The 24,113-nt window shown below is 53.4% G+C and carries 20 protein-coding genes, 1 tRNA gene and 2 pseudogenes; 16 read left to right on the top strand and 7 right to left on the bottom strand.

Annotation, left to right across the window (positions count from 1 at the left end; genetic code table 11):
* The first annotated feature begins 339 nt into the window (after window positions 1-339).
* The 4 genes and pseudogenes from HF984_RS10480 to HF984_RS10465 all read left to right on the top strand — a co-directional run bounded on the left by HF984_RS10480 (window position 340) and on the right by HF984_RS10465 (window position 5,544).
* Window positions 340-3,000, top strand: coding sequence for an ATP-dependent Clp protease ATP-binding subunit (locus HF984_RS10480; RefSeq protein WP_168615623.1), 2,661 nt, complete (start codon window positions 340-342; stop codon window positions 2,998-3,000).
* A 225-nt stretch (window positions 3,001-3,225) separates the two neighbouring features.
* Entirely contained in the window at window positions 3,226-4,170 is a 945-nt protein-coding gene (locus HF984_RS10475; protein WP_168615622.1) for a type IV toxin-antitoxin system AbiEi family antitoxin, read from the top strand.
* Between the two features lie 159 nt (window positions 4,171-4,329).
* Window positions 4,330-4,953, top strand: coding sequence for a hypothetical protein (locus tag HF984_RS10470; RefSeq protein ID WP_168615621.1), 624 nt, complete (start codon window positions 4,330-4,332; stop codon window positions 4,951-4,953).
* A 71-nt stretch (window positions 4,954-5,024) separates the two neighbouring features.
* Window positions 5,025-5,544 (top strand): annotated as a pseudogene (locus HF984_RS10465) (amino-acid N-acetyltransferase).
* Window positions 5,545-5,557: 13 nt separating this feature from the next.
* Here HF984_RS10465 and HF984_RS10460 read toward each other — a convergent pair.
* On the bottom strand, window positions 5,558-6,529 hold the full coding sequence (locus HF984_RS10460) for an HhH-GPD family protein (protein ID WP_168615620.1): 972 nt from the start codon (window positions 6,527-6,529) through the stop codon (window positions 5,558-5,560).
* A gap of 69 nt (window positions 6,530-6,598) precedes the next feature.
* Between HF984_RS10460 and HF984_RS10455 the strand changes: the two genes are divergently transcribed.
* A complete protein-coding gene (locus HF984_RS10455; protein ID WP_168615619.1) occupies window positions 6,599-7,438 on the top strand; it encodes a hypothetical protein in 840 nt (279 codons plus the stop codon).
* Between the two features lie 73 nt (window positions 7,439-7,511).
* On the opposite strand, the gene disA is transcribed toward HF984_RS10455, so the two are convergent.
* The 3 genes from disA to HF984_RS10440 form a co-directional block, all read right to left on the bottom strand.
* Window positions 7,512-8,582 (bottom strand): DNA integrity scanning diadenylate cyclase DisA, encoded by a 1,071-nt coding sequence (gene disA, locus HF984_RS10450; RefSeq protein ID WP_168615618.1) that lies wholly within the window; start codon window positions 8,580-8,582, stop codon window positions 7,512-7,514.
* 43 nt (window positions 8,583-8,625) lie between these two features.
* A complete protein-coding gene (gene radA, locus HF984_RS10445; protein ID WP_168615617.1) occupies window positions 8,626-10,029 on the bottom strand; it encodes a DNA repair protein RadA in 1,404 nt (467 codons plus the stop codon).
* Window positions 10,030-10,094: 65 nt separating this feature from the next.
* Window positions 10,095-11,327, bottom strand: coding sequence for an FUSC family protein (locus tag HF984_RS10440; protein ID WP_247596610.1), 1,233 nt, complete (start codon window positions 11,325-11,327; stop codon window positions 10,095-10,097).
* Between the two features lie 341 nt (window positions 11,328-11,668).
* Between HF984_RS10440 and pstS the strand changes: the two genes are divergently transcribed.
* From pstS to pstB, 4 genes are all read left to right on the top strand, one after another.
* The gene (pstS, locus tag HF984_RS10435) at window positions 11,669-12,784 is read left to right on the top strand and encodes a phosphate ABC transporter substrate-binding protein PstS (protein ID WP_168615616.1); all 1,116 of its coding nucleotides are present in this window, start codon (window positions 11,669-11,671) and stop codon (window positions 12,782-12,784) included.
* A 114-nt stretch (window positions 12,785-12,898) separates the two neighbouring features.
* A complete protein-coding gene (gene pstC, locus HF984_RS10430) occupies window positions 12,899-13,873 on the top strand; it encodes a phosphate ABC transporter permease subunit PstC (protein WP_168615615.1) in 975 nt (324 codons plus the stop codon).
* A gap of 3 nt (window positions 13,874-13,876) precedes the next feature.
* Complete coding sequence (gene pstA, locus HF984_RS10425; RefSeq protein ID WP_168615614.1) at window positions 13,877-14,977, top strand: phosphate ABC transporter permease PstA; 1,101 nt, start codon at window positions 13,877-13,879, stop codon at window positions 14,975-14,977.
* Between the two features lie 73 nt (window positions 14,978-15,050).
* The gene (pstB, locus tag HF984_RS10420; protein ID WP_168615613.1) at window positions 15,051-15,830 is read left to right on the top strand and encodes a phosphate ABC transporter ATP-binding protein PstB; all 780 of its coding nucleotides are present in this window, start codon (window positions 15,051-15,053) and stop codon (window positions 15,828-15,830) included.
* A 226-nt stretch (window positions 15,831-16,056) separates the two neighbouring features.
* Here the strand turns inward: pstB and HF984_RS10415 are convergent, their stop codons facing one another.
* The 3 genes from HF984_RS10415 to HF984_RS10405 form a co-directional block, all read right to left on the bottom strand.
* Window positions 16,057-17,067 (bottom strand): inorganic phosphate transporter, encoded by a 1,011-nt coding sequence (locus HF984_RS10415; protein ID WP_168615612.1) that lies wholly within the window; start codon window positions 17,065-17,067, stop codon window positions 16,057-16,059.
* Window positions 17,068-17,685, bottom strand: coding sequence for a DUF47 domain-containing protein (locus tag HF984_RS10410; RefSeq protein ID WP_168615611.1), 618 nt, complete (start codon window positions 17,683-17,685; stop codon window positions 17,068-17,070).
* 335 nt (window positions 17,686-18,020) lie between these two features.
* Window positions 18,021-18,737 carry a hypothetical protein gene (locus HF984_RS10405; RefSeq protein ID WP_345719104.1) on the bottom strand — a complete coding sequence of 239 codons (717 nt, stop codon included), beginning with the start codon at window positions 18,735-18,737 and terminating at the stop codon, window positions 18,021-18,023.
* Between the two features lie 116 nt (window positions 18,738-18,853).
* Between HF984_RS10405 and HF984_RS10400 the strand changes: the two genes are divergently transcribed.
* The 7 genes and pseudogenes from HF984_RS10400 (at window position 18,854) to HF984_RS10370 (ending at window position 23,883) form a co-directional block, all read left to right on the top strand.
* Window positions 18,854-18,926, top strand: a tRNA-Lys gene (locus HF984_RS10400).
* Between the two features lie 192 nt (window positions 18,927-19,118).
* The gene (locus tag HF984_RS10395; protein ID WP_168615610.1) at window positions 19,119-19,922 is read left to right on the top strand and encodes an MOSC domain-containing protein; all 804 of its coding nucleotides are present in this window, start codon (window positions 19,119-19,121) and stop codon (window positions 19,920-19,922) included.
* Window positions 19,923-19,979: 57 nt separating this feature from the next.
* Window positions 19,980-20,453, top strand: a pseudogene (locus HF984_RS11940) (arylamine N-acetyltransferase family protein); the annotation flags it as partial.
* 17 nt (window positions 20,454-20,470) lie between these two features.
* Window positions 20,471-20,812, top strand: a complete 342-nt coding sequence (locus tag HF984_RS11635; protein ID WP_247596609.1) for a hypothetical protein — start codon at window positions 20,471-20,473, stop codon at window positions 20,810-20,812.
* Window positions 20,813-20,913: 101 nt separating this feature from the next.
* On the top strand, window positions 20,914-21,423 hold the full coding sequence (locus HF984_RS10380; protein ID WP_343947619.1) for an asparaginase domain-containing protein: 510 nt from the start codon (window positions 20,914-20,916) through the stop codon (window positions 21,421-21,423).
* Window positions 21,424-21,594: 171 nt separating this feature from the next.
* On the top strand, window positions 21,595-22,602 hold the full coding sequence (locus tag HF984_RS10375) for a hypothetical protein (protein WP_168615607.1): 1,008 nt from the start codon (window positions 21,595-21,597) through the stop codon (window positions 22,600-22,602).
* 756 nt (window positions 22,603-23,358) lie between these two features.
* Complete coding sequence (locus tag HF984_RS10370) at window positions 23,359-23,883, top strand: hypothetical protein (RefSeq protein WP_168615606.1); 525 nt, start codon at window positions 23,359-23,361, stop codon at window positions 23,881-23,883.
* Window positions 23,884-24,113 lie beyond the last annotated feature (230 nt).

The following is a 24,113-nucleotide window of genomic DNA, read 5'->3' as shown; positions in this document are numbered from 1 at the left end:
ATATTTTCCGCCAAGATGCGGTCCTCTACAAGACGGACCACACGGTCCTTTGCATCCTGGTCAAATTTTCTTGGCATATTCCAGATTTTCCCATCTACTCAAACGGAACAAAACCTGGGACACTTCATATATTGAAAGATGTACTGCATACACGAAAGCAACTTTTGTAGGTTGCTTAAAACTGCGGTGTTTGTCGGCTGTTTAGTGTGAGGTCTTTTGCGGGATAAACATAGGGGGTCATCATCGGCGTAGCCGTTCACTCTCTAGCGAACACCCGCGAAATGCCGCCCTTAACTGCGTAGGCTTGAAGGTAAGAAATACTGTCAAAGGGAGAGTTCTATGTTTGAACGATTTACCGACCGTGCCCGGCGCGTAGTGGTTCTTGCGCAGGAAGAAGCGCGTATGCTGAACCACAGCTACATCGGCACAGAGCACCTACTGCTCGGTCTGATTCACGAGGGCGAGGGCATTGCGGCTCGCGCGCTCGAATCATTGGGCGTCACCCTTACTGCTGTTCGTGAGCAGGTTCAGGACATCATTGGTTCTGGTCAGCAGGCGCCCAGCGGTCACATTCCGTTTACCCCGCGCGCTAAGAAGGTTCTTGAGCTTTCAATGCGCGAGGCAATTCAGCTCAACCACGGTTACATTGGTACCGAGCACATTCTGTTGGGGATGGTGCGCGCGAACGAGGGCGTGGCTAACCAGGTTCTCGGCAACTTGGGTGCTGATCAGGCACGCATCCGCCAGACCGTCACCGATATGATTTCCGGTTACCCCGGTGCCGGTGAAAACAAGGAAGCCGCTGGCGTTGGTGCTGGTAACTCCAAGGAAGGCACCCCCGCGGGCTCAGCCATCCTCGATCAGTTCGGCACTAACCTCACCGCTGCTGCTCGTGAGGCAAAGATTGACCCTGTGATTGGTCGCCAGCGCGAGATGGAACGCGTGATGCAGGTTCTCTCACGCCGCACCAAGAACAACCCTGTGCTCATTGGCGAGCCCGGTGTTGGTAAGACCGCTGTCGTTGAGGGTCTGGCGCAGGCAATTGTTGCAGGTAACGTACCTGAAACCCTTAAAGATAAGCACCTCTACACCCTTGATTTGGGTTCTTTGGTTGCGGGTTCACGCTACCGCGGTGACTTCGAAGAGCGCCTGAAGAAGGTTCTCAAAGAAATCCGCACCCGTGGCGATATCATCCTCTTCATCGACGAAATTCACACCCTGGTTGGTGCGGGCGCCGCTGAGGGCGCAATCGACGCGGCATCGATCCTCAAGCCCATGCTGGCTCGAGGTGAACTGCAGACCATCGGTGCAACCACCTTGGACGAATACCGCAAGCACATCGAGAAGGACGCCGCACTTGAGCGCCGCTTCCAGCCCATTCAGGTTGATGAGCCCTCAATCGCGATGGCAATCGACATCCTCAAGGGTGTGCGCGACAAGTACGAGGCTCACCACCGCGTCACTATCTCAGATGACGCTATCGAGTCGGCTGTTAACCTCTCAGCACGTTACATCTCAGACCGCTTCTTGCCCGATAAGGCAGTGGATCTCATCGACGAGGCCGGTGCGCGCCTGCGCATTCAGCGTATGACCGCTCCGCCGGAAATCAAGGTTCTTGAAGAACGCATCTCCACGATGCGCGGCGAAAAAGAAGCAGCAATCGCGGGCCAGGACTTCGAAAAGGCAGCATCCTTGCGCGATAAAGAGCAGAAGCTCATCGCAGAAAAGGAAGAAGCTGAGAAAGCATGGCGCGAAGGTGGCGATGCTTTCGGCGAGGTAACCCCCGACGTTATCTCAGAGGTTCTGGCGATCTCAACCGGTGTTCCCGTCTACAAGATCACCGAAGAAGAGACCAGCCGTCTGCTCAAGATGGAAGACGAGCTGCACAAGCGCGTCATTGGCCAGGACAACGCAATTAAGGCGCTGTCACGCTCCATCCGTCGTACCCGTGCTGGCCTGAAGGACCCCAACCGCCCCGGCGGCTCGTTCATCTTCGCTGGTCCCACCGGCGTTGGTAAGACTGAGCTTGCTAAGGCGCTGGCTGAATTCTTGTTCGGCGATGAGTCAGCTCTGATTACTCTCGATATGTCTGAGTACCAAGAGAAGCACACCGTTTCACGACTGTTCGGTGCTCCTCCGGGATACGTCGGCTACGAAGAGGGCGGCCAGCTCACCGAGAAGGTACGTCGCAAGCCCTTCTCCGTAGTTCTGTTCGATGAGGTTGAAAAGGCTCACGCTGACCTGTTCAACTCACTGTTGCAGATTCTCGAAGACGGACGCCTCACCGACTCACAGGGTCGCGTCGTTGACTTCAAGAACACTGTTATCATCATGACCACCAACCTCGGCTCACGCGACCTAGCTCGCAAGGTTCCCGTTGGTTTCCAGTCAACTGGTGATGTTGATGGCTCATACGAGCGTATGCAGCTGCGCGTCATGGAGGACCTGAAGGAGCACTTCCGCCCCGAGTTCCTCAACCGCGTTGATGACATCATCGTCTTCCCGCAGCTCACCGAAACCGAGATCCTCGAAATCGTTGACCTCTTTGTTGGACGCCTGGCTAAGCGTCTTGCTGAGCAGGATATGAGCATTGAGCTCACCAACTCAGCGAAGGCTCTGATGGCTGCTAAGGGCTACGATCCCTCTATGGGTGCTCGTCCTTTGCGTCGCGAAATGCAACGCAATATCGAGGACGCCCTGTCAGAAAAAATTCTCTTTGGCGAGGTAAAGCCCGGCGAGAAGATTACCGTGGATACCCAGGGCGAAGGCGATCTTGCTAAGTTCACCTTCTCATCACAGCCGATGACTGAGATGGAAGCTAATGAGCTTGAGGCATGGGTTAACGATTCTGATGATTCACAGGACGACGCTCCTGCTGAGCCCGAGTCAGCTATTGCAAATGCATCCGCTGAGCACGGTGTAGATGCTGAGAATGCTGGTCATGACAACGACGCGTCCATCGCGCAGTCAGAACCGCGTACTGATAACGACACCTTGTAATATCAGTCGTTTATAGCGCGGCAGTCTCCGCGAGTCTCCGCGAGAGGGGAGGGATGGACCGTTTTTCACCAGAAAAACGGTCCATCCCTCCCCTCTCACGGTTTAAAAATGTGCTTACTAGAAATACCCTCGCTTGGAAGCGGCCCATCAGCGACTTTGGGGCGGGTTAAGACTGGCTGTGTTCACAAAAATATTTTGTTCACATATTATGAACATATGAAAAATGTGAACACTTCAGTACTCTTTAAAGACTATGGGCTGAACGTTAACGATAACCAGGTCAAAATACCTGGTGAAAATCAGCAACGCACTATTCTTATGACACCTGCTGGCGAAGCGTCGGTACGTAATGTTCTGATGATGCATTCCCCGGAAACGGTTATTTTTCTATTCCCTCATGTTTCTCGAAACCTTGGAGAATGGATGCGAGAGCGTAATTATTTTTATATGGACTACGCGGGTAACGCTTGGATTGAGGGGGAGAGCTACTATCTGAGAGTCGAGGGGCTACCGAAAATACCTATAGCACGTGATGAAGAAACTAAAACATCGCGCGCTTTTACTGCCACCGGATTACGTGTTCTTTTCATCATTCTTGTGAATTCTGACCTTCTCAACGCCCCAATTAGAACTATCGCGGATGCCTCTGGTACTTCTGTTGGCGCTGTAGCCAATGCCTTGAGGGATTTAGAAAGAGATGGATATCTGATAGTAAACGGGCGAAAGCGTTTGCTGACCAAACAGCCAAAGCTTATTCAACGGTGGGTGGAGCTGTATGCCAGTATTTTAAAACCAAAGCTGAAAACCAGAACATGTGAGGGGGCTGAGCCCCAAGAAATCGTTGCTAATCCTGAACTGTGGGAAAAATTCGCTCAGCTGGGTGGTGAAGCTGCGATGCTGAGTAAAGGTTTTGGTATCCGTCCGGTTGAAACACGGTTTTACAGTGAGTATCCGTGGCAGGATGTGGCCCGATTCCTTAAACTGCGACCAGCTGAAGATGGAAATGTAGTACTCACAGAGAGGTTCTGGAACCCGCACTACCTGCCAGCTTCACCATTAGTGCCGTCTTTACTAGTTTTTGCTGATGAGTTTACAGACGGAGATGAACGCCAAGCGATGACTGCTCAAGAGATGTGGAACCATGATGAAGACCTTCAACAATTCCAGTAGAGAAGATGTATTTTCATTTCTTGAAGACAAGATAAAAGAGGCCGATGCTCTACTAGGACACCATGAATATATGATGATTGGTTCCTACGTTCGCGATATTCATTTGAGAAGAGCTGGTATAAAAAGTCCTCGAGGTACGCAAGACTTAGATCTTAGTTTGTGGCACGAGAATTTGCTGATTTTGAAAGAGCTTTAGACAGTTTTGGGCCTCCTCGCGGTGTCATTACACGTAGAAAATTGGGCGAGGTTCCTGTTGATATCATCCCCTTCGGACCTATTGCGAGAGGTGGTCAGCTAGAGCAAGGAGATAGCTACTGGGAACTCAGGGGGCTGCAAGAAGCTTATGACTCTGCTGAGCTTTGCATAATTGGTGATTTCAGCGTAAAAATTCCGCAGATTTATGCCATGATGGGTCTAAAAATTATTGTGTGGGGAGAACGTGCGTTTCCGACGGATTGCACTGACTTCCATCATCTACTTGTTGCTTCTTGCAAAATTTTGGATGAGTCCGGGGAAGTGTGGGAGTCTCCGTTATGGGAGGACGAGGATGTCATCGAACAGTGTGAAGGAAATCCGGAACTTTTAGCTGCCTATAGTGCAGGACGGAAACTTGCTGTTCTTTTTGCCGGTGTGGCGCTAGAACGCTGCATCGAGATTCTTGCAGATCCTGGGAATCGTGAGGTATTTGTGATTACAGCTTTGCGCGATTACAGAGATCCTAGAATAAATAGTAATTACAAGAAAATGTACGAGGTGTTTTTCCTAGGAATTCGAACTATCTAAAAACCGTCCACCATCCGGCATCTCGCGCAGGGGCTGTGACCAGCTCTTATTGTGCGGGCTACAGTGATAACGTGACTGATTTGTTTTTGCGCCCCGCAACCGTTGAGGATGTGCCTACTATTCAAGAGCTGGTGTCGCCGCTTGCGGAGCAGAAAGTGCTGATTGCAAAAGAAACCGTTACGTACTACGAAAGCATCCAGGAGCTTTTGGTTGTCGATGAGGTGCTAGAGGACGGTACGTGTCAGACGGTTGCTTGCGGTGCTTTGCACATGATGTGGCGTGATATCGCTGAGGTTCGAACGCTTGCGGCGCGATCTTCTCATTGGGGACGCGGCTTAGGCAGGATGCATCGTTGATGCCCTCTTGCACTGTGCGCGTACCCTGCGTGTGAAACAGGTGTTCTGCCTGACTTTTGAGGTGAATTTCTTTGAGCGGATGGGCTTTCAGGTGATGTCGGATCAGGGCCAGCTTGACCCTCAAATTTGTGCGGAGTTGCTGCGTTCGCCCGATGAAGGTATCGCAGAGTTCTTGGAGCTTGCTCGCGTGAAACCCAATACTTTGGGTAATACGCGCATGATTATTGACCTGTAGCGGTACAAATTTTCTACAGTGTCACGAAACCGTCTGCCTCATGTGCTAGACCATCTTTGAGTAAGCCTGTGTAACAGCGCTCAACTTGCTCGGGCTCAGGGCCCAGCGCCGCCAGCTTTTTCACAGCGGGTACTAGCTCTTCGGGAACAGCGATATCCACGCGTCCTGCCTGTTTGAGTATCTGATAGGGGACGGGTGCCACCGCTGCTCGAAGAACAGCCATCATGGCGCCGCGCAACTGGCGGTCGGTGCCGTGCCATGACTGACCAGTTGGAACATAGTCAGCCTCGGGCTTACCTGCGGCAACCCACGCGCACATATCCTGTACGGGACAAGCCTCGCACTTGGGTGATTTAGCAGTGCAGATGAGCGCACCGAGTTCCATGGTGGCGGCATTCCACACTACGGAGGTCTCAAGGTCCGCGGGCATGAGTTCTTCAGCTAGACGGGTCTCTGCCGCGTTCAGCGACTTATTGGGTAGCGCCTTACCCGATATAAGACGGGCATGCACGCGTCTGATATTGGTATCAATAACGGTGGCTCGCTTGCCAAAAGCAAACACAGAAATAGCCGCTGCGGTATATGAGCCGACCCCGGGCAAGGCCAGCAACTCATCATAATGTTGAGGGACTTCGCCGCCGTGACGCTCTACAATCGCCTGCGCAGCGGCATGAAGGCGCAATGCACGACGCGGGTAACCCAAACGCCCCCACGCGCGTACAGCTTCACCAGAATCAACGGACGCGAGATCAGCGGCAGTCGGCCAACGGTCCATCCACGCCTCAAAAACAGGCAGAACACGCACTACAGGGGTTTGTTGCAACATGAACTCACTGACCATCACCTGCCAACCGGTTCTATCAGCCGCGCGCCACGGAAGGTCGCGGGCATGATCCAAAAACCAGGTATTGATGCGTTCATGAAGTTGCGAAAGAGTCTGCGCTGAAAGTGCTGAAGAGGTTACCACGTCCACACTGTAAACCATTTTCTTCAGATACAACAAAGTAAAGCTTTGAAAGAGCGTTTTACACCCAAAAACCGGTACTCTATATACATGTCTGAAAACGGTTACGAAGAATTTAACGGCTCAGAAGCCGCGGAACCATCACCTGATGTATACCGCCGCCGCCGTATTGTTGCTGCCCTTATTGCTCTTCTTGCTATCTTGCTCCTTATCTGGGGTCTGACCTGGGTATTTGGCAAAATTGGTGGTTCAAACGATAACAACGCAAATTCAGTTGCGTCGAGTTCAGAATTTTCAGAACCGTTCGATAGTTTTAGCGCGCGTCCTTCAGAAAGTGACAGTGCATCCGCAGACGCCAGTGAGTCCGCTGAGCCGAGCGATTCAGCGTCACCGAGCGACGAAGCATCGGCGAGTGAATCAGCTGATTCTTCAGCATCCGCATCAGCTGAAGCAACCGATACCCCTGAGGCAACTGACAGCGCTACTCCTAGCGAGTCAGCTGAGACCACTCAGACTCCCGAACCTACTCCCACCGAAGCTCAGCCTCTTGCCTGCGGCGCAAGCAACATGAACGTTGTGCTTTCGGCAAGTCAGCCCTCATACGGTAAGGGCCAGAACCCCTCATTGGCACTGACCTACACCAACACCTCGCAGAACCCCTGTGATATTCCGGCAGATGCACAGAACGTAGTTATCAACATTACTTCTGGCTCAGCTCAGGTCTACAACACCGCAACCTGCCAGGTTTCTCCCGCAGCAGTTGCACAGTTGGCTCCCGGCCAGGTTGGTCAGACCGCTTTCACCTGGGACCGCAAGCTTAACTCACTGGGTTGCAACAACCTGCGTGACATTCAACCCGGTTACTACTGGGCAACCGCGACCGTCAACGGCGTGACCTCAGAACCGGCACGCATCGTTATCAGCGGCTAAGCGTTATAAAAACCCTAAAAAGCGGGGCTTCCTTGTGAGTAAGGAAGCCCCGCTTTTTGATGTCTAAGAAAACTTACATAAACCGTTCGAGTAGCGATGATTCAGCCATTCGGGAGAGAGACTCACGAATGATGCGTGCACGCTGTTCACCGATGCCGTCTACCGCGCGGAGCTCGTCAATGGACGCCGCCATGAGGGAGGGCAGTCCGTCAAATTGCGCAACGAGACGGTCTGCAATAGCGCCCGGCATCGACTTGATGCCCGCCAGCAGACGGTAGCCGTGCGGAGATAAAGAGTCTTCCATATCGAGCGTTCCAAAACCGCAGGCACGGGCAATCTCCGTGAGGTCAATACTGTCTTTGTCTTCGAGAGCGGCAAGGGCGGCAATGGATTCGCTAATAGTTGCCTGGTCGACGGACGCAGGCATGTAGTCGCGCAAGATGACGTCGGCCCCGGGTAGGGTATGGCTTCGCAACTCTTCAAGTTGAAGTGCGACCAAGCGTCCGTGGGTGCCAAGTTCAAGCACGTAGTACTCAGCTTCGATTGAGATGCGACGCACCATTTCCATGCGCTGAACAGCTGACACGACATCGCGTAGCGTCACGGAGCCTTCGATTTCAAGGGATGAGAGACTGCTGAGTACCTGTTCAAGGCGGCTCATGTAGCTCTCTAGCGTCTGAATAGCCTGGTTGGCGCGGCTCATCAGCGACTGGGTGTCTTCGATAGTGTAGCGCTGACCATCCACATACACAGAAATCATCTGGGTCGAGGCGCTGACAGCGATGACGGGAAAACCTGTTTGCTGGGCGACGCGGTGGGCAGTGCGATGTCGTGTGCCTGACTCATTGGTCGGCAACGCCGCCTCTGGCATGAGCTGCACGCCAGCGTTGAGTAGCATTTTGACGTCTTTATCGCAGACGATGGCGCCGTCCATCTTGGCTAGCTCGCGCAGATTAGTGGGCGTGAAATCAGCGTTGATTTCAAAGCCGCCTGAGGACAGCGCAGAAACCGTTTTGTCGGAGCCCAACACGATAAGAGCGCCGGTGCGTCCGCGCATGATGCGCTCGAGGCCTTCGCGCAGCTCTGTTCCGGGCGCGATGCGGGCGATGGCTTTGAGCAACTGCTCACTGTAAACGGTTAACACGTCTCTATTCTATGTGTGAGGTGCGCTAGATAAAATTCATGGCTTACTGATTGGGAAACAGTAGCGCGATTGCCTCTTGCAAGGATGCTACTTGGCGTACGGCAACACCGGCTGGTACTTCGCCTACACCGGCGGGTGATGCTGGCACAATAACGTGTGTAAAGCCTAGGCGGGCTACCTCAGCAATGCGCTGGCGGATGCCTGGTACAGCGCGGACTTCACCTGCGAGACCGACCTCACCAAAGACTGCCAGCTTGCGGGGGAGTGGCTTATCTTGGGCGGCAGATGCCAGCGCCATGACAGCGGCGAGGTCAACAGCGGGTTCTGAGATTTTTGCGCCGCCCACGGTTGAGATGTAACAGTCGAGTTTGCCCACGCCAAAGCCCGCGCGTTTTTGAAGTACAGCCAGCAACATGGCGATGCGGGCAGAATCTAGTCCAGAAGTGGCGCGTCGTGGCTGCGGGGTTGCCGACTGGTCAAGCAAGGCCTGAATCTCAGCCAGTAGCGGGCGGCGTCCTTCCATAGTGACTGTTACACAGGTGCCCGAGACAGGGTGCGCGGTGCGTGAGACAAAGAGCCCTGAAGGGTCGGTGACAGGGGCTATACCGTCTTCGTGCATATCAAAGCAGCCGACTTCATCGGTGGGGCCAAAACGGTTTTTGATAGCGCGCAACATACGAATAGCTGAGTGTTTATCGCCCTCAAACTGACAGACCACATCTACCAAGTGTTCAAGCAGACGCGGGCCAGCGATGGTGCCCTCTTTGGTCACGTGACCCACGAGCAAGGTACACATATTGCGTGCTTTAGCGGCGGCAATAATAGACGCGGCAACCTCGCGCACCTGAGTTACACCGCCTGCGCTGCCTTCAACTTCGGTGGACGCGAGCGTCTGCACAGAGTCGACAATCAGCAGGGACGGATTGACGTCTTCGATATGCGCCAGCGCGGTGCCCAGATCGGTTTCGCTGGTGAGGTAGAGAGTTTGCGCAACAGCGCCAATACGGTCCGCACGTAGTTTCACCTGTGCCGCAGATTCCTCGCCGGTAACGTAGAGGACGTTGTGGTGGCGTCCCTCGTGTGCTGTGCGGGCAAAAGTCGCAGCAACATCTAGAAGAAGGGTGGATTTACCGACGCCGGGTTCACCCGCCATAAGAATGACGGCACCGGGCACCAGCCCACCGCCGAGCACGCGGTCAAACTCCGGGTTGCCCGTTGACAGGTAACGCGCGACCGTGGAATCAACCTCGGCGATAGGCTTTGCGGGGGTCTGAACCTTAGAAGCCACCGTTGTTTTCGCGGTAACTGCACCGCCTGCTTCTTCGATAGTTCCCCACGACTGACATTCGCCGCAGCGCCCTACCCATTTAGCCGTCGTCCAGCCGCACTCGGTGCACTTATAGGCGTTGGTAGAACGAGAACGTTTAGTTGTTGCGCGAGGAGTCATAGAACAACCATAAGCCCAGGGACTGACAATATAAGAGGGTTTTGCAAAGGGCTGAGCGGAAAACTTTAGCGGGGCTCGGTGACTTCTTCGATGCTGACAGACCCGTGTTCACCACCGGCAGCAACCACCGGCATCACGTTAGTTTTCGGAGCATGTTCTGTAATGGATGCACCGAGCGGAATCAACAGATCTACAGATTCTTCGTGCCCCAACCCGGTTGCCTCTAGAAGGTCAACAACCAGAGGACGGGTCATCAGCACCAGTGCCTCACCCTCCATGGTTTTGACTTTCAACAGGTGGGGTTCGAGGACCGACGCAATTTCCTTCAGCTCGTTCTGCGCTTCTTTGACCATGAGCTTGCGAATCTCGCGTTCTTTGGCAGAAAGTCCGTCACCCAGTTTTTGAATGGCGTTACCAATATCGACGAAAACTTCAGACAGCGAATCAACGGCGGTTTGAGAAAGTTGCACATGCTCAATGGTGGACGCCATACGCCGGTTAAGCACGCGCGTATTGCGGATCGCTAGGTCGATGGATGAGAGCCTGTCAGAGAGCTGTTGTAGCTCAGCCTGCGGTGACTTACCGATAATAGAGAGCTTTGCCATGCCAATGGACGTGACAACATCCCCTTCACAGGCGTTGTAGAGCGGCTGCAGCCGTCGTGATTCAGAAAGGGCAAGCCACGCTTTGTCATGGTCGTATTCCTTGACGGCACGCGCTGACGAAAAGAAAACGTCGGCAAACGCGTTCATGAGTACCTGGGCGTTACGACGCGGCTCCTTGCGCGGATCTTTTGGGAAGATGAACATGAGCAAGAAGGCACACAAACCACCGACGATGGCGTCAAGACTGCGGGAGAAAATGCCGTCCGGGCTGGGCGGTAGCAAAACTACCAGCGTGGACTGCAAGCCCATCTGAATGGTGAATATAATGCCCTTATCTAAAAAGCGCGCGACCTGAATAGAAATGAAGAGAACTAGCGCTGCCTGCCACATACCGCGTCCGAGCAGAAGCATCAGCACATCGCCAATGATAATACCCAGAACAACGCCGGCTGAGACCTCTAAGATGCGGCGCGCGTGCGTTGAACCGCGTACGTAACCCAGCGAGACGATGGCTGCAGTCGCCGCGAAGATGGGCTGATGATGTCCCAGAACCTTCTCCGAGACTATATATGCCACAAGTACAGAAACCACGATTTGGAGGGACTGAAAGAAGTCTTTACGGACGCGTGCTGACCGGGTGCGTAGCTCGTAACGGACGCGTTGTTTCATGGTTTCAGAACTGGTGGCAGGCATATCTTTAAGTCTACCGGCGTATCCTCAAAAACGGGATGATGAGTGGTTGTGATTGCCATCGTGCAAGACCTGTACGGTACGCGCACAGGTTGTTTCTCTTAACCTTTAGCTTGTCCCCAAAATACCTGACTCAAACTCTCTCAGGTTGAAAAACCGTGATATGAGCCCGGTTGTTCGCTTGAACTAAGCCCACTGTTAACTCTTCGTTTACCCGTTAAAAGCCGTCGCGTCACCTTGCGCTCGTAGAGTCAAACATGAAGGTGGCAAGAAGTCATCATTTTTCATGCACACACCGCGACAAGCGGAAAAGCACAGTTTTGTACAGCGAAGGAAACAGTTTCGTGAAAGCTTTGGGTATGGCGCGCTGGGGCGCATTGGCAGCAGTAGGCGCACTGGCACTTACCGGTTGCGGTAGCGACAATGCAACCGGCACTTCCAGTGAAGGTAACTCAGGTTCTGGTAACTCATCAGTGTCAGGTACCCTCTCCGGCGTTGGTGCATCATCACAGCAGGCAGCTATCACTGCGTGGCAGTCAGGCTTCTCCTCTGTAGCATCAGGCGCAAATATGCAGTACTCACCTGACGGCTCTGGCGCAGGACGTAAGGCTCTGTTGGCTGGCGCAGCTGACTTCGCAGGATCAGATGCACACCTCAAAGAAGAGGAATACACCAAGTCTAAAGAGGTCTGTGGCCCCGAAGGCGCAATTGACGTTCCCGTTTACATCTCACCTATTGCAGTAGCGTTCAACGTTCCCGGGGTGAAGGATCTCAACCTGGATGGCGAGACCATCGCAAAGATCTTCAAGGGCGAGATCAAGAACTGGAACGACGAGGCAATCAAGGCTCAGAACGAAGGCGTTGAATTGCCCGATACTAAGATCACCGTGGTGCACCGCTCCGATGACTCAGGTACCACCGAGAACTTCACCGAGTACCTGAAGGCAGCTTCAAACGGCGCATGGGACAAGGAACCGGACGGCAACTGGCCTGGCGACTACTCAGCAGAAGCTAACAAGGGTACCAGCGGTGTTGTTTCAACTACCAGCTCCACCGAGGGTGCAATCACCTACGCTGACGCGTCAGCAACCGGTGATTTGGGCAAGGCGAAGATCAAGTCAGGTGACGGCTCATACGCAGAGCTCTCAGCAGAGACCGCAGCTAAGACCGTTGAAAGTTCAGAACGTGTAGGCGGAATGAACGAGCACGACATGTCACTGGACCTCAACCGCACCCCCGAGACCTCAGACTCATACCCTATTGTTCTGGTTTCATATCACATCGTATGCTCCAGCTACGACTCACAGGAAAAGGTCGATTTGGTCAAGGAATTCGGTAAGTACGTAGTGAGCGAGAAGGGCCAGCAGGACGCAGCCGACGCAGCATCCTCAGCACCCCTGACCGCATCCTTGCGCGATGAAGCAACTAAGGCATACGACTCAATTACCGTCAAGAAATAATACTTGACCCGTAGATAATGCGGTCGGCTACCCGTTCACGGTAGGCGACCGCATTCCCTACGAAACCACTATTTTGAATACCTGTACACAACCATAAGAGGCGGCAGCTAAAACATGTCTATTACCTCAGAACAGTCCACCGGGCCCGGTTCAACTCGCGCCACAACGACTGCTCTAGCGAACACCAGCGGTCACGGAAGCCCCGCAGCAGACAAGATTTTCTCGGGAATCTCCCTGGTAGCGGGCGTCCTTATTCTGGTGGTTCTTGCGGCGGTTGCGATTTTCTTGGTTGCAATGGCATCAGATACTTTCGCGGCTGACCCCACTGAACTGACCGGCGGAAAGGGCTTCGCGTCCTACATCTGGCCGCTTGTAGTAGGCACGCTGATTGCTGCGACTATTGCGCTTTTGCTCGCAACCCCTGTTGGTATTGGCGTGGCACTGTTTATCTCGCATTATGCGCCGGCAAAGTTCGCTAAGCCCGTGGGCTACGTGATTGACCTATTGGCAGCAATTCCCTCCGTTATTTTCGGTGCGTGGGGTGCCTCAGTTCTAGCACCGCATGTGGTGCCCTTCTACAACTGGTTAGGCAAGTACTTCGGTTTTCTGCCGATCTTCGAGGGCCCCGCATCACAAACAGGTAAAACCATTCTCACCGCAGGCATCGTGCTTGCGATCATGATTCTGCCGATTATCACCGCAATGTGCCGCGAGATTTTCTTGCAGACCCCCAAGCTCCAAGAAGAAGCAGCACTCGGACTGGGCGCTACCCGCTGGGAAATGATCCGCATGACGGTCTTTCCCTTCGCTCGCGCAGGCATCATCTCATCGGTCATGCTCGCACTCGGTCGAGCACTGGGCGAAACCATGGCAGTCACCCTGGTCCTGGCAGGTGGCCCGTTCAACCCGTCACTGATTCAGTCAGGTAACCAGACCGTCGCATCCGAAATCGCGCTGAACTTCCCCGAAGCATACGGAATCCGTATGTCAGAGCTCATCGCCGCTGGTTTGGTACTGTTCGTCATTACCTTGCTGGTGAATGTTCTGGCACGCTTTATCGTGAGCCGCTACAACACAGGAGTCGAATAAACCATGAGCGTAGTTGCTACTCGCCCCTCTCGCCTGACGTCAGGGCAGACCCCCAAATGGCTGGTTCCTGTCATCGCGTTAGTAGCCGTCATTCTCGGTGCAGCGATTGCCGCCCTCATCGGATTCTCGGTGGGACTCTGGGCAATCTTCGCCTTCCTACTCTTTGTGATCGCAGGCCCTATCGTTATCGGCATGATCGAAGGCTCCCGCAAAGGCAAGGACGCATTCGCCCGCTTTCTCGTCTACGGCTCGTTCCTGCTGGCTCTAATCCCGCTGGTATCAGTGCTGTACGTGGTCATTGCAAAAGGCGTTCCGGGGCTCTCCGGAAACCTGCTCCTGACCTCCATGAACGGTGTGACCGGCGTCCACGATAACGCCGCAGCTAAGGGTACCGAACCCATCCTCGGCGGTATCTACCACGCGATCATCGGTACGCTCGAAACCACTATCCTCGCAACCCTGATCTCCGTACCCGTTGGACTGCTCACCGCAATCTACCTGGTTGAATACGGACGCGGCGGAATCCTCTCCCGCGCCATCACCTTCTTCGTGGACGTCATGACGGGCATCCCCTCCATCGTTGCCGGTCTGTTCGCAGCGTCCTTCTTCGCCTGGGCATTCAAAGACCCCTCAATGCGCATGGGTTTTGTTGCTGCCGTTGCGCTGTCCGTTCTCATGATTCCCACTGTGGTTCGCAACGCAGAAGAAATGCTTCGCATCGTGCCCAACGAGCTGCGCGAAGCATCCTACGCATTAGGTGTTCGTAAATGGCGCACCATCACCAAGGTCGTCATCCCCACCGCGATCTCGGGTATCGCATCCGGTGTCACACTGGCAATCGCCCGCGTCATCGGTGAAACCGCGCCCATCTTGGTCACCGCAGGCTTTGCAACCGCCATCAACTGGAACGCATTCAGCGGATGGATGGCAACCCTGCCCACCTACATCTACTACCAGATCATGACGCCGACCTCACCCACGGCAGCCGCGGTTTCAGAAACCCGCGCATGGGCAGCAGCACTCGTCCTCATTGTGATTGTCATGCTGCTCAACCTCATCGCACGAGTAGTCGCAAAGATATTCGCGCCCAAGACCGGACGCTAAACCTCCCAGACCGACTACACCAAAAACTTTTCACAGGGCCTCATCGGCCCCACACCACCTAAGGAAAATTCACGTGTCAAAGCGCATCGATGTAGAAAACCTGAACGTCTACTACGGCGACTTCCTCGCAGTAGAGAACATCAACATGGCGATTGAACCGCGCTCCGTTACCGCTTTCATTGGCCCATCAGGCTGCGGTAAGTCAACCTTCTTGCGCACTCTCAACCGTATGCACGAGGTTCTGCCGGGCGCTCGCGTTGAAGGCAAGGTTCTGTTGGACGGTGAGGATCTCTACGGTAAGGGTGTTGACCCTGTTGCTGTGCGAACCCATGTGGGCATGGTGTTCCAGCGTCCGAACCCCTTCCCGACCATGTCTATTCGCGAGAATGTGTTGGCGGGCGTGAAGCTGAATAATAAGAAGATTTCTCGTACTGATGCTGATGATTTGGTGGAGAAGTCTTTGCGCGGCGCTAACCTGTGGAACGAGGTGAAGGACCGCTTGGATAAGCCTGGTGCTGGTCTTTCGGGTGGTCAGCAGCAGCGTCTGTGCATCGCGCGCACTATTGCGGTGAAGCCTGAGGTTATTTTGATGGATGAGCCGTGTTCGGCGCTTGACCCGATTTCTACGTTGGCGGTTGAGGATTTGATTAACGAGTTGAAGGAGGAGTTTACTGTTGTGATTGTGACGCACAATATGCAGCAGGCGGCTCGTGTTTCTGATAAGACGGCGTTTTTCAATATTGCGGGTACGGGTAAGCCGGGTAAGTTGATTGAGTATGCGCCGACGCAGGAGATTTTTAATAATCCGAGTGAGAAGGCGACGGAAGACTACGTTTCAGGACGTTTTGGCTAAACAAAGCGGGAGCCCCTTAGCTTCGAACGCAGCTCATACCGCGAGAGGGGAGGGATGTACCGTTTTTCAGGTGAAAAACGGTACATCCCTCCCCTCTCGCGTATCAGGATTCTTTCCGTTGTTAATGCGGCGGAGCGGGGTGGTCGGTGGGCTTTCTAGCCGTAGCTCTTGCATGCTCGCTAGCTCGCATCCGCCACGGCTAGCTCCTCGCGATTAAAGAGTGTGCTTATAGCACCGGTGACAGCGCGAGGAAGAAGATTGCCGCTAGGCAGAATGACGCGGGGACGGTGAAGATCCAGGTCCAGAGTACTTGGCGCACGATGGGTGTGCTGACGGCGCTGAATCGCTGGTTGACGCCTGCGCCGAGTACTGAGGATGCTGCTACGTGCGATGACGAGAGCGGCGCGTTGAGTGCCAGCCCGCCGAAGAGCATGACTCCGGCGGTCACGATTTGTGCGATTGCTCCGCGGAACGGGTCGATGCGCACCATGCGTTCGGCAAACGTCCTACCGATGCGCCAGCCGCCAAGGAGTGTGCCCGCTGCAAGGATAGCGCCCATCCCGATGAAAGCGATGGAAAGAGTCCCGGAGCTGAGCCTCATTTGTGCGCTTGCGTATGCGAGTACTACCAGGACTGAGATTTTTTGGCCGACCTCTATGCCGTGTCCCAGTGATATCGCTGAGTTGGAGAGCGAAAGCACGTTGCGTGAGATGTTGTTGACGGTGCGCGGGTAGGTACGTCGAATTAGGGCGTAGCAGGGAAAAACGAGTAGCCAGGCCATCAGAAAAACGACGATGGGGCTCACCAACAGGGGGAGGGCTACAGTCGTCCAGAATGAGGGCGCGAAGTTGCCGCCGGATTCTAGACCGACTGCTCCAGCCGCCCAGACAGCGCCCATTAACCCGCCCAATAGCGCGTGGGTTGACGATGACGGCATCCGCAGCCACCAGGTCAGTAGGTTCCAGAGAATTGCGGCTAAAAGTGAGGTGGCAAGCGTCGCTAACCCCGTGGGGCCAACCGGCACTGAGACCCAGTGCGCGGTGTAACCTATGAGCGCAAAACCCGAGAGCAGGACGCCGATAAAGTTGAAGATTGCGCTGATAGTAACCGCCCGTCTAGCGGTGAGCGCACGTGATCGCACAGCTACAGCGAGGGCGTTGGGCGCGTCGTGAAAACCAATAACGAACAGGTAACCAGCGGTCAGCACCAGTACGCTGATGAAGAGACCTAGAACCACTTAGGACTCCTGAACGATGATGCGCCCAATTTCTGTTGAGACATCACGCATAGAGTTTGAGGATGCGACAAGCTCGTCAATGAATTTTGTGGTTTTTTGGTAGCGGTCGCGTTTGTAGGAGTCCACGATTTCAGCGTCGTAGACTTCAGCTGTTCGGATTGCTTGCTTGGAGATGCGCAGCATGTCGATCCAGTATTCGTCGAGGCCGTGAAGCTCGCCCATGCGTGGAATGATTGCGGCGGTCATCACAGATTCACGCTGGATGATGTCGAGCATGGTGGTGGCGTGTTGCGTGAAACGGTCAATTTTGTGTAGATATAGGATGTGCGCCGCGCTGGTGAGGTGCTCAACAGCGGTGTTGAGGTGCAAGGCAAGGTTGTACATGTCTTCGCGCGGAATAGGGGTGGCGAACGAGCTACGCGTGGCAGTCATCGTCTCAAAAAATTTGTGCCCGGTCTGAGTCTCTTGATCGAGCATGCGGTCAAAGAGCTCTGAATACTGATCTGGGGTAGAACCCATCATCTCTGACAAAAGCGCCGCAGCATCCGCCACCATTTTGGCGAGCTCTGCCAGTGCAGAGAGCGCGGTGTTTTGCTGCGGAAAAAGGCGCTGAAGCATGAACTTTCCTCTAGATTGATCAACAATTGGTGTGGGTTCGTCTTTACGATAGCCCATAGAGGTTAACAACCCCGGTTTTTGGGTGCTCTTCACCGGCGATGATGTGGGGACAACAAAACCCCACCCGAAATTCGAGTGGGGTTTTAGAGAAAGCTAACGGTGTCGGACTGGGAGCGCCTCTCGGCGGAAGGCCGCTCGTAGCGGCTAAAAAATGGAGCCCGGGGCTACCTATTAGCAGCCCGACACCTGTTAACCAGTTTTGTAGTTTTTGGTGAAGCTGTCAAACGCAGAACCCGCTGTACCGGTGTGAGAATGAACGCCACTTTTTAGTGCGGTTAGTCCAGGGTTCCTTCACGCCATTTTTCGGCGGATGCCTCTAGCTCCTGCGCGATGGTGGTGAGTCGTTGTGCTCCTGCGCGGAGCTCGTGTGCCCGACGCGCGCCCTCGCGTCGTACCTCTGCCGACGGCTCATTTTTGGGATGCTGCACCGAGGTTTCTAGCTGACCGAACTGCACGGAGTGGGCAACAGCGTCCTGCCCGAGAGCTACGACGCGGCAGAAGGCTGCAAAGCGTTCGAGCGCGATATCGAATTCGCCGGTGTACGCGCCCGTCAAAATGGCGTTAACGGTGGCGATAATTTCGCTTTCGGTGGGTGGATCTGCCACACCGGCAACGATGCGGGAAACTTGGTCAGACTCCATGCCCAGCCCGTAGAAGTAGCTGATGCGCTCAGGATTTTTGCGGATGGTATCGCGCAGTGCGTACATACGCCACAGGGAGCCGGGGAGCGAGACCCCAGCCGAGTGCGACCACATTTCAGCGATAGCTTCTAGCCCGTAGTGATCGGTGAACTCCACCAGACGCGCCGTGACTGCAGGGTCGGTGTTGGCGCGGCCGCGTCCGAGGATAGCTTGCGCTGACTCATGCGCCGCCTGAGAGAGCACCGCGGGGTCTTCACCGCCCACACGGTTTTGGATTTTGGCGGGAGCGAACTTAATAGGCTTGTGATGACGAGGTAGGTCAGAAGGCATGCTTACCAGTGTAAAACTCACGGGCGCGCGAGGGAACCTTAATCGCGCTGAGACAAACCACCCGCCCTGCGTCGTGCTTTTGAATTGTGGGGGACGATTGTGTATAGTTGAACCCGCTGAACTAAGTTTCAGTGGATGCGCCTTTAGCTCAGTTGGTAGAGCATCGGACTTTTAATCCGTGGGTCGTGGGTTCGAGCCCCACAGGGCGCACAAACAATCCCGCTTCTGGCTTTTGCCGGGGCGGGATTTTTGTTGCGCGGACGGCGTGGCGGGTGTGGGAGGACGCGGCGGCGCGTCCTCGCATCCGGCAACCCTGGCGTTCCGCTCACGGCAAGGTGTTAAAGTGCCAGCGGATGAGCGAAACGCTAGGGGTTTGCCCGGTGAAGTCCCTAGACTGAAACCATGAACGAGATACACAAGGCAACGACGCCGCAAACCCTCAATGTGCTCTCTGCGGGGTTCGCACTCCTAAAGGGCACTCGCCACGAGCCGCGCACGGGCGTCCGGCTTACCTCAACAGGCGTTAAGAATGACCGACGCTTGTGCCTGGTCGACGCCACCAAGCGGCAGGTTCTGCGCACCGTTCAACACCAGTCGCTCATGGCCGTGCGTGGTGAACTCGACGGTGAGAATCTGCGCGTGACCTTCCCTGACGGTAAGCAGTACAGCTCGCCGCTAACCCTCACGGGCGAGCGTCTGACGTGTGAGTACTGGGGTAGACCAGAGGATGTTGATCTTATCTCCGGCCCCTTGTCTGAGGTCTTTACGTATTACCTGCGTAAGCCGGTGCAACTGGCGCAGGCGACCCGCAACGTTGTTTATAGTGAGCCGCTGTCGCTGGTGGGCACCGCCTCGTTGAAGGCTGCAAGTAAGGATGCTGGGCGTGACCTTGTGCGCGAATACGCGCGTTTTCGTTCGGCGCTGTTAGTAGAAACTGATGAGCCCTATGTTGAAGAAACGTGGGCTGGCCAGGTCTTTAGTCTTGTTGATGCGTCCGCTCGTGCTTCTGAGTATGGGCTGGTGGGTGGCAGTTTGGCTGAGCGGTACAGTATTCGTGTGGGCGCGCCGATTCCCCGTTGTGCCGTGATTGATGCCAACCCAGAAACCGGTAAGAAGGATGCGCGCGTCCTGAAGTCGCTGGCGAAGTCTCGCCCGTTGAATGCCGATAACGAGCCCTGTTTTGGTGTGTATGCTCAGCTTGCCTGAAGGTCTGCGGCGTAGGGTGGCACCGACAAACCTGTCCTCAGGTTGAAAGGCATTATTGTGTTTAGACTGACCAGTAAATTGCATAACACCAGCTCCTGGTATACGGAAGATTTTGATATTCCCGCGTATTTGCGGGCGTTGAGTGTTGAGCCGGCACCGGCGAGTTATGAGCTGTTGGCGCAGTTGCATCGTGCGCACGTTGAGACTTTTCCGTTCACGAATGTTGATGTGGTTCTTGAGATGCATCCGGGGATTAATCCTTCGACTGCGCAGGATCAGCTGATGAATAAGAATCGTGGTGGTTATTGTTTTGAGCATGCTCAGATTTTTGCGGCTGCCGCTGAGTATCTGGGTTTTGAGGTGCGTCGTCATCTTGGGCGTGTGAAGTCGTTGAATCTTTCGCGTACTCATATGAGCGTGGTAGTTACGGTGGATGGCACTGATTACCTGTGCGATCCGGGCTTTGGTTTCAGCATCTATGAGCCTGTTGAGTTGAGGGACGGCGCCACCGGCGTCTCTGTTGGGCAGACTTTCACTCTTGAGCAGGGGTGGATGGTTCCACGGAGACCTGGTCGCTTACTCGTAAGGGCGAGGTCGAGCATATTGTTGATATGGCTCCTTTCCGTCCAGAGGATGCGCGTACCGGTCACTTCTTGTTGTCGGCTGACCCGGCGTCCGTCTTTAAGAACCATCTGATGTCTATGCGTCATTTTGGGGATCATCATCTCACGGTGACTGAGCGGCCGGTGACGGTACGACGCGAGGGGCAGCAGACTGAGCATCATGAGGTGAGTGCGCTACAGGCTGCGCGGAAGATCCAGCAACTGGGGTTGAACGTGAGTGATGATGAGGTGCGCCGCATCGCTGATTTGTTCCGCGATAAGGAATAACCTGGGTAGCTTGGCCCTTTGCTGAACCGGTGATCTGAGCTTAGGTGCTGTCTACGCTGTACTCTTGTGCTGAAGAAACTATTGAAAGGCGGGGCGTTGTAGTGACTATTAAGAACGCTGACAACATCTCTATTCTGACGACTGGCGGCACTATCGATAAGGTGTATTCCGTTGCTGGTGAGCTTGAAATTGGTGAGCCTTCGGTGCGCGAGTTGCTGAGCTATGTGCTGACCGATGTTGAGTTTGAGGTTACTGAGGTTTTGGCGGTTGACAGCCTTGATATGACTGATGCTGATCGTGCTCAGTTGGTGAAGGCGCTGGATGCTACCGATGATGAGCACATTATTATTACCCACGGTACTGACACCATGCCTGAGACTGCGCGCTACCTCTTGAAGCACGCATCCTTGGGCAATAAAACTGTTGTGCTGACGGGTGCCATGCAGCCGGCGTCTATGCGTAAGTCGGACGCGGGCTTCAACCTGGGCGCGGCTGTTGCGGCTCTTAACCTCCTAGAACCCGGTGTGTATGTGAGCATGTCGGGCAAGGTTTTCAACGGAGCAACCGTGGTGAAGGATCGTTCACGCGGGATCTTTGAAGATCAGGCGTAGACACAAAAATGCCGGGTGGTGGTAGGACTACCCGGCATTTTTATGTCTGCTCCCTGCTGGCTCGTCCTTGCGGACTATATCTTTTCGAGAATTGCATAAACCCTTCGCCAATACTCTTGGAGCAAGTACAGTGGTGGTTAAGATGACCGATCACTCATAAAGAGGTGCACTATGACGGAGAACCATACGTCGAATTCTTATCAGCCTCCGCTTAACTCTCAGCCGCCGCAGTATTTTGGTAATCCTGCAGATGTATCTGAGAGTGACAAGCCGGTGGTGCCGCGCACGGTGCGTGCGGCGTTTATTACTATCTGCGTGCTGGGCGTTATTTACCTGGCTAATCAGATTTTTTCGCTATTTGCACTTCCTCAGTCCGCAACGTCGGTTGAAGGTATTGATCCTGAGATGTCCGGCGCCATGGACACTTTCACCACTGTCTTTACGGTTATTATCGCGCTGGTCATGACCGCAACATTCTTTGTGGTGGCTTTCTTCATGAAAGCTGGGCATCAGTGGGCCCGTATTCTTGCAATCGTACTGTCATCGCTCTCTGTACTGAGCCATCTTGTTTCTTTGGTGGCTCTGCCTCTACTGATGTCTTTCATTGACAGCATGTCTGGGTGGTCCGAGATTGATTCTGCAACTAGGCAACAACTTGAGGAAGCTAAAGCTCTGATGGTGCACCCTGTGGCGATTATGATGACGGTGCTTTCGCTGGTGCTGTACATTTTTGTAATCGTTCTGCTCTCATTACGTTCGAGTAGCCGTTTTTACCGTGAAATGCGCGAGCGTAAAATGGCGCACCTGCGCGCGTCGCATCGGTATGCGTATAACGATGCGTCGGTACAGAACGGTGCGCCCGTGGGGTACGGTGCGGGTTACCATGATTTTTCTGCGCAGGGTTATGCGGCTTACCCGCAAGGTTCGACGCCGACGTATGGCGCCGGCTATCAGCAGGGTGGCAATCACGTGCAGGGGAACTACGGATACTCGGCGCCGGGTGCTTCTCCGTTTGGTGGGCAGATCGACTCGCAGAGTGCTCAGCAGTCTTCGTCGCAAGGTACTAGTCGAGTTTCTCGAGAGGTAAACGAGCATTCTGCTCACTTAAACAGTGAACATGAACAGCGTTTGTCCGATGGGAAAAATGAGCTCTTCAAAAATGAGAAATCTCCCGAATAGCTAGGACTTTTAGCAAAGTAACAACGCCGATGAGAGCCTAAAAAGGCTTCCATCGGCGTTTTTGTGTTCAATATTGAAATGTTATGCCGGAATACTAAGTAATGATTGCTAAACGACCCACATGAGTATGGTACTGTGGCTACAGAGTGGAAATAAACACATACCCCCAGCTCGCTACTTTCCACCACGCACACACCATGAAAATACTTGTACTCACGCATTATTATGAGCCTGAAATCGGTGCACCTCAGCGTCGATGGTCAGCGATGGTCTCTCGCTGGCAACAGGCAGGACATCAAGTAACTGTTTACTGTCCTCTATACTCCAGGGAAGTAAAAGGTGTTTATGATGTTCTGGAAAATTATAACGCTCTTTGCCGAGGACGATTCGCAATGAAAATAAGATGTGCTTTAGGCTGGTTGCTAGGAAATATAGCTTCCAGTTTATTACTAATTATTCCATCTTTTATACTAGTGCAATATTATATAGAATATATAGGCCCTATGAGTGGTTACTATGTATCTGAGAGGTTGGAGAATCCTGTTTTATATATCTTCGTATTTTTTTTACCTACTCTTTTACTATCGGTGAGCATTTTTTATATCACCAACAGAAAGATTTATAAAATACATCGTAAGCTATTTTTAAAATTACTAGCTTATATAATATTTCTAACTCCCTCAATTTTCCTTATTTTCAAAGGTGTTGTAAGCATTTATCAAGTATTTAGATCGTAGACAATTTATTACGGGTTCATTGGCTATTGCAATATGCCTAGTTGTTTCTTCTCAGCCAACTGCTCTAGCAAGTGAGTTGAACCAAGAAGTTTACGGGTATTCACTCAATGGGTGGCCGATACATAATCCAGCTGATGATGTTTCTACAGTTGAAAAATGTGATATTTCCGGGATTAGTTCTAGTTGTGAGATGAGAATCTGGGATGTGAATATCGTTCTTTCGGATTTGGTTTGTCAAATGCATTATCGTGTGAAAGATATTAGACTTGGGGAAATTTCGGGATGGAAAGATATGACCGAGGCTGCAATTCAAACCCCTTATTCTAATTTATCATCTGGTACTGCACTCCAAATTAGACCCTCTATGCCTCTCGATTCTTGCTTTGCATATGAAATTCAGATAATTGAGGAAGTGCTCAAAGACTATGAAGGGGTAGTTTTCTGGGGTGGTGTCATGGATAAGAAAGACGAATCTCTCTTTTATATAAATACATCCCCAAACGATCCTTTGTTCATAAAGGTTGCTGAAAAGGTGAGAGTGTGAAACTTTGCCGACGTGAGAATTAATTAATTCTCAGATTATCTCAATGTAGACCTTTTGCTCTTGAAGCTTATTCAAAAGTCCCCCCCCAGCATCATAAAACACCAATGAGGCTTATTCAAAAGTAAGAGCAAATCCCACACCCACCAACTAGACAACGGCCCCACCAGCGGCAAAAATATGAGCGTTAAATCTCTACAAATAACCTCAAGCCATACCGGAAGAACCGTTGC

This window comes from Rothia terrae, assembly GCF_012396615.1.
GTDB lineage: Bacteria > Actinomycetota > Actinomycetes > Actinomycetales > Micrococcaceae > Rothia > Rothia terrae.
Note: the sequence above shows the minus strand (reverse complement) of the source record. Positions and strands in the feature narration are given on the sequence as shown.

Coding starts and splice junctions, on each gene's coding strand:
- HF984_RS10455 (WP_168615619.1), top strand. CDS start 6,599: ATGTCTGAAAACGGTTACGAAGAATTTAACGGCTCAGAAGCCGCGGAA.
- HF984_RS10440 (WP_247596610.1), bottom strand. CDS start 11,327: ATGCCTGCCACCAGTTCTGAAACCATGAAACAACGCGTCCGTTACGAG.
- HF984_RS10375 (WP_168615607.1), top strand. CDS start 21,595: ATGACGGAGAACCATACGTCGAATTCTTATCAGCCTCCGCTTAACTCT.
- pstA (WP_168615614.1), top strand. CDS start 13,877: ATGAGCGTAGTTGCTACTCGCCCCTCTCGCCTGACGTCAGGGCAGACC.
- HF984_RS10480 (WP_168615623.1), top strand. CDS start 340: ATGTTTGAACGATTTACCGACCGTGCCCGGCGCGTAGTGGTTCTTGCG.
- HF984_RS10410 (WP_168615611.1), bottom strand. CDS start 17,685: ATGCTTCAGCGCCTTTTTCCGCAGCAAAACACCGCGCTCTCTGCACTG.
- radA (WP_168615617.1), bottom strand. CDS start 10,029: ATGACTCCTCGCGCAACAACTAAACGTTCTCGTTCTACCAACGCCTAT.
- HF984_RS10460 (WP_168615620.1), bottom strand. CDS start 6,529: ATGGTTTACAGTGTGGACGTGGTAACCTCTTCAGCACTTTCAGCGCAG.
- pstC (WP_168615615.1), top strand. CDS start 12,899: ATGTCTATTACCTCAGAACAGTCCACCGGGCCCGGTTCAACTCGCGCC.
- HF984_RS10395 (WP_168615610.1), top strand. CDS start 19,119: ATGAACGAGATACACAAGGCAACGACGCCGCAAACCCTCAATGTGCTC.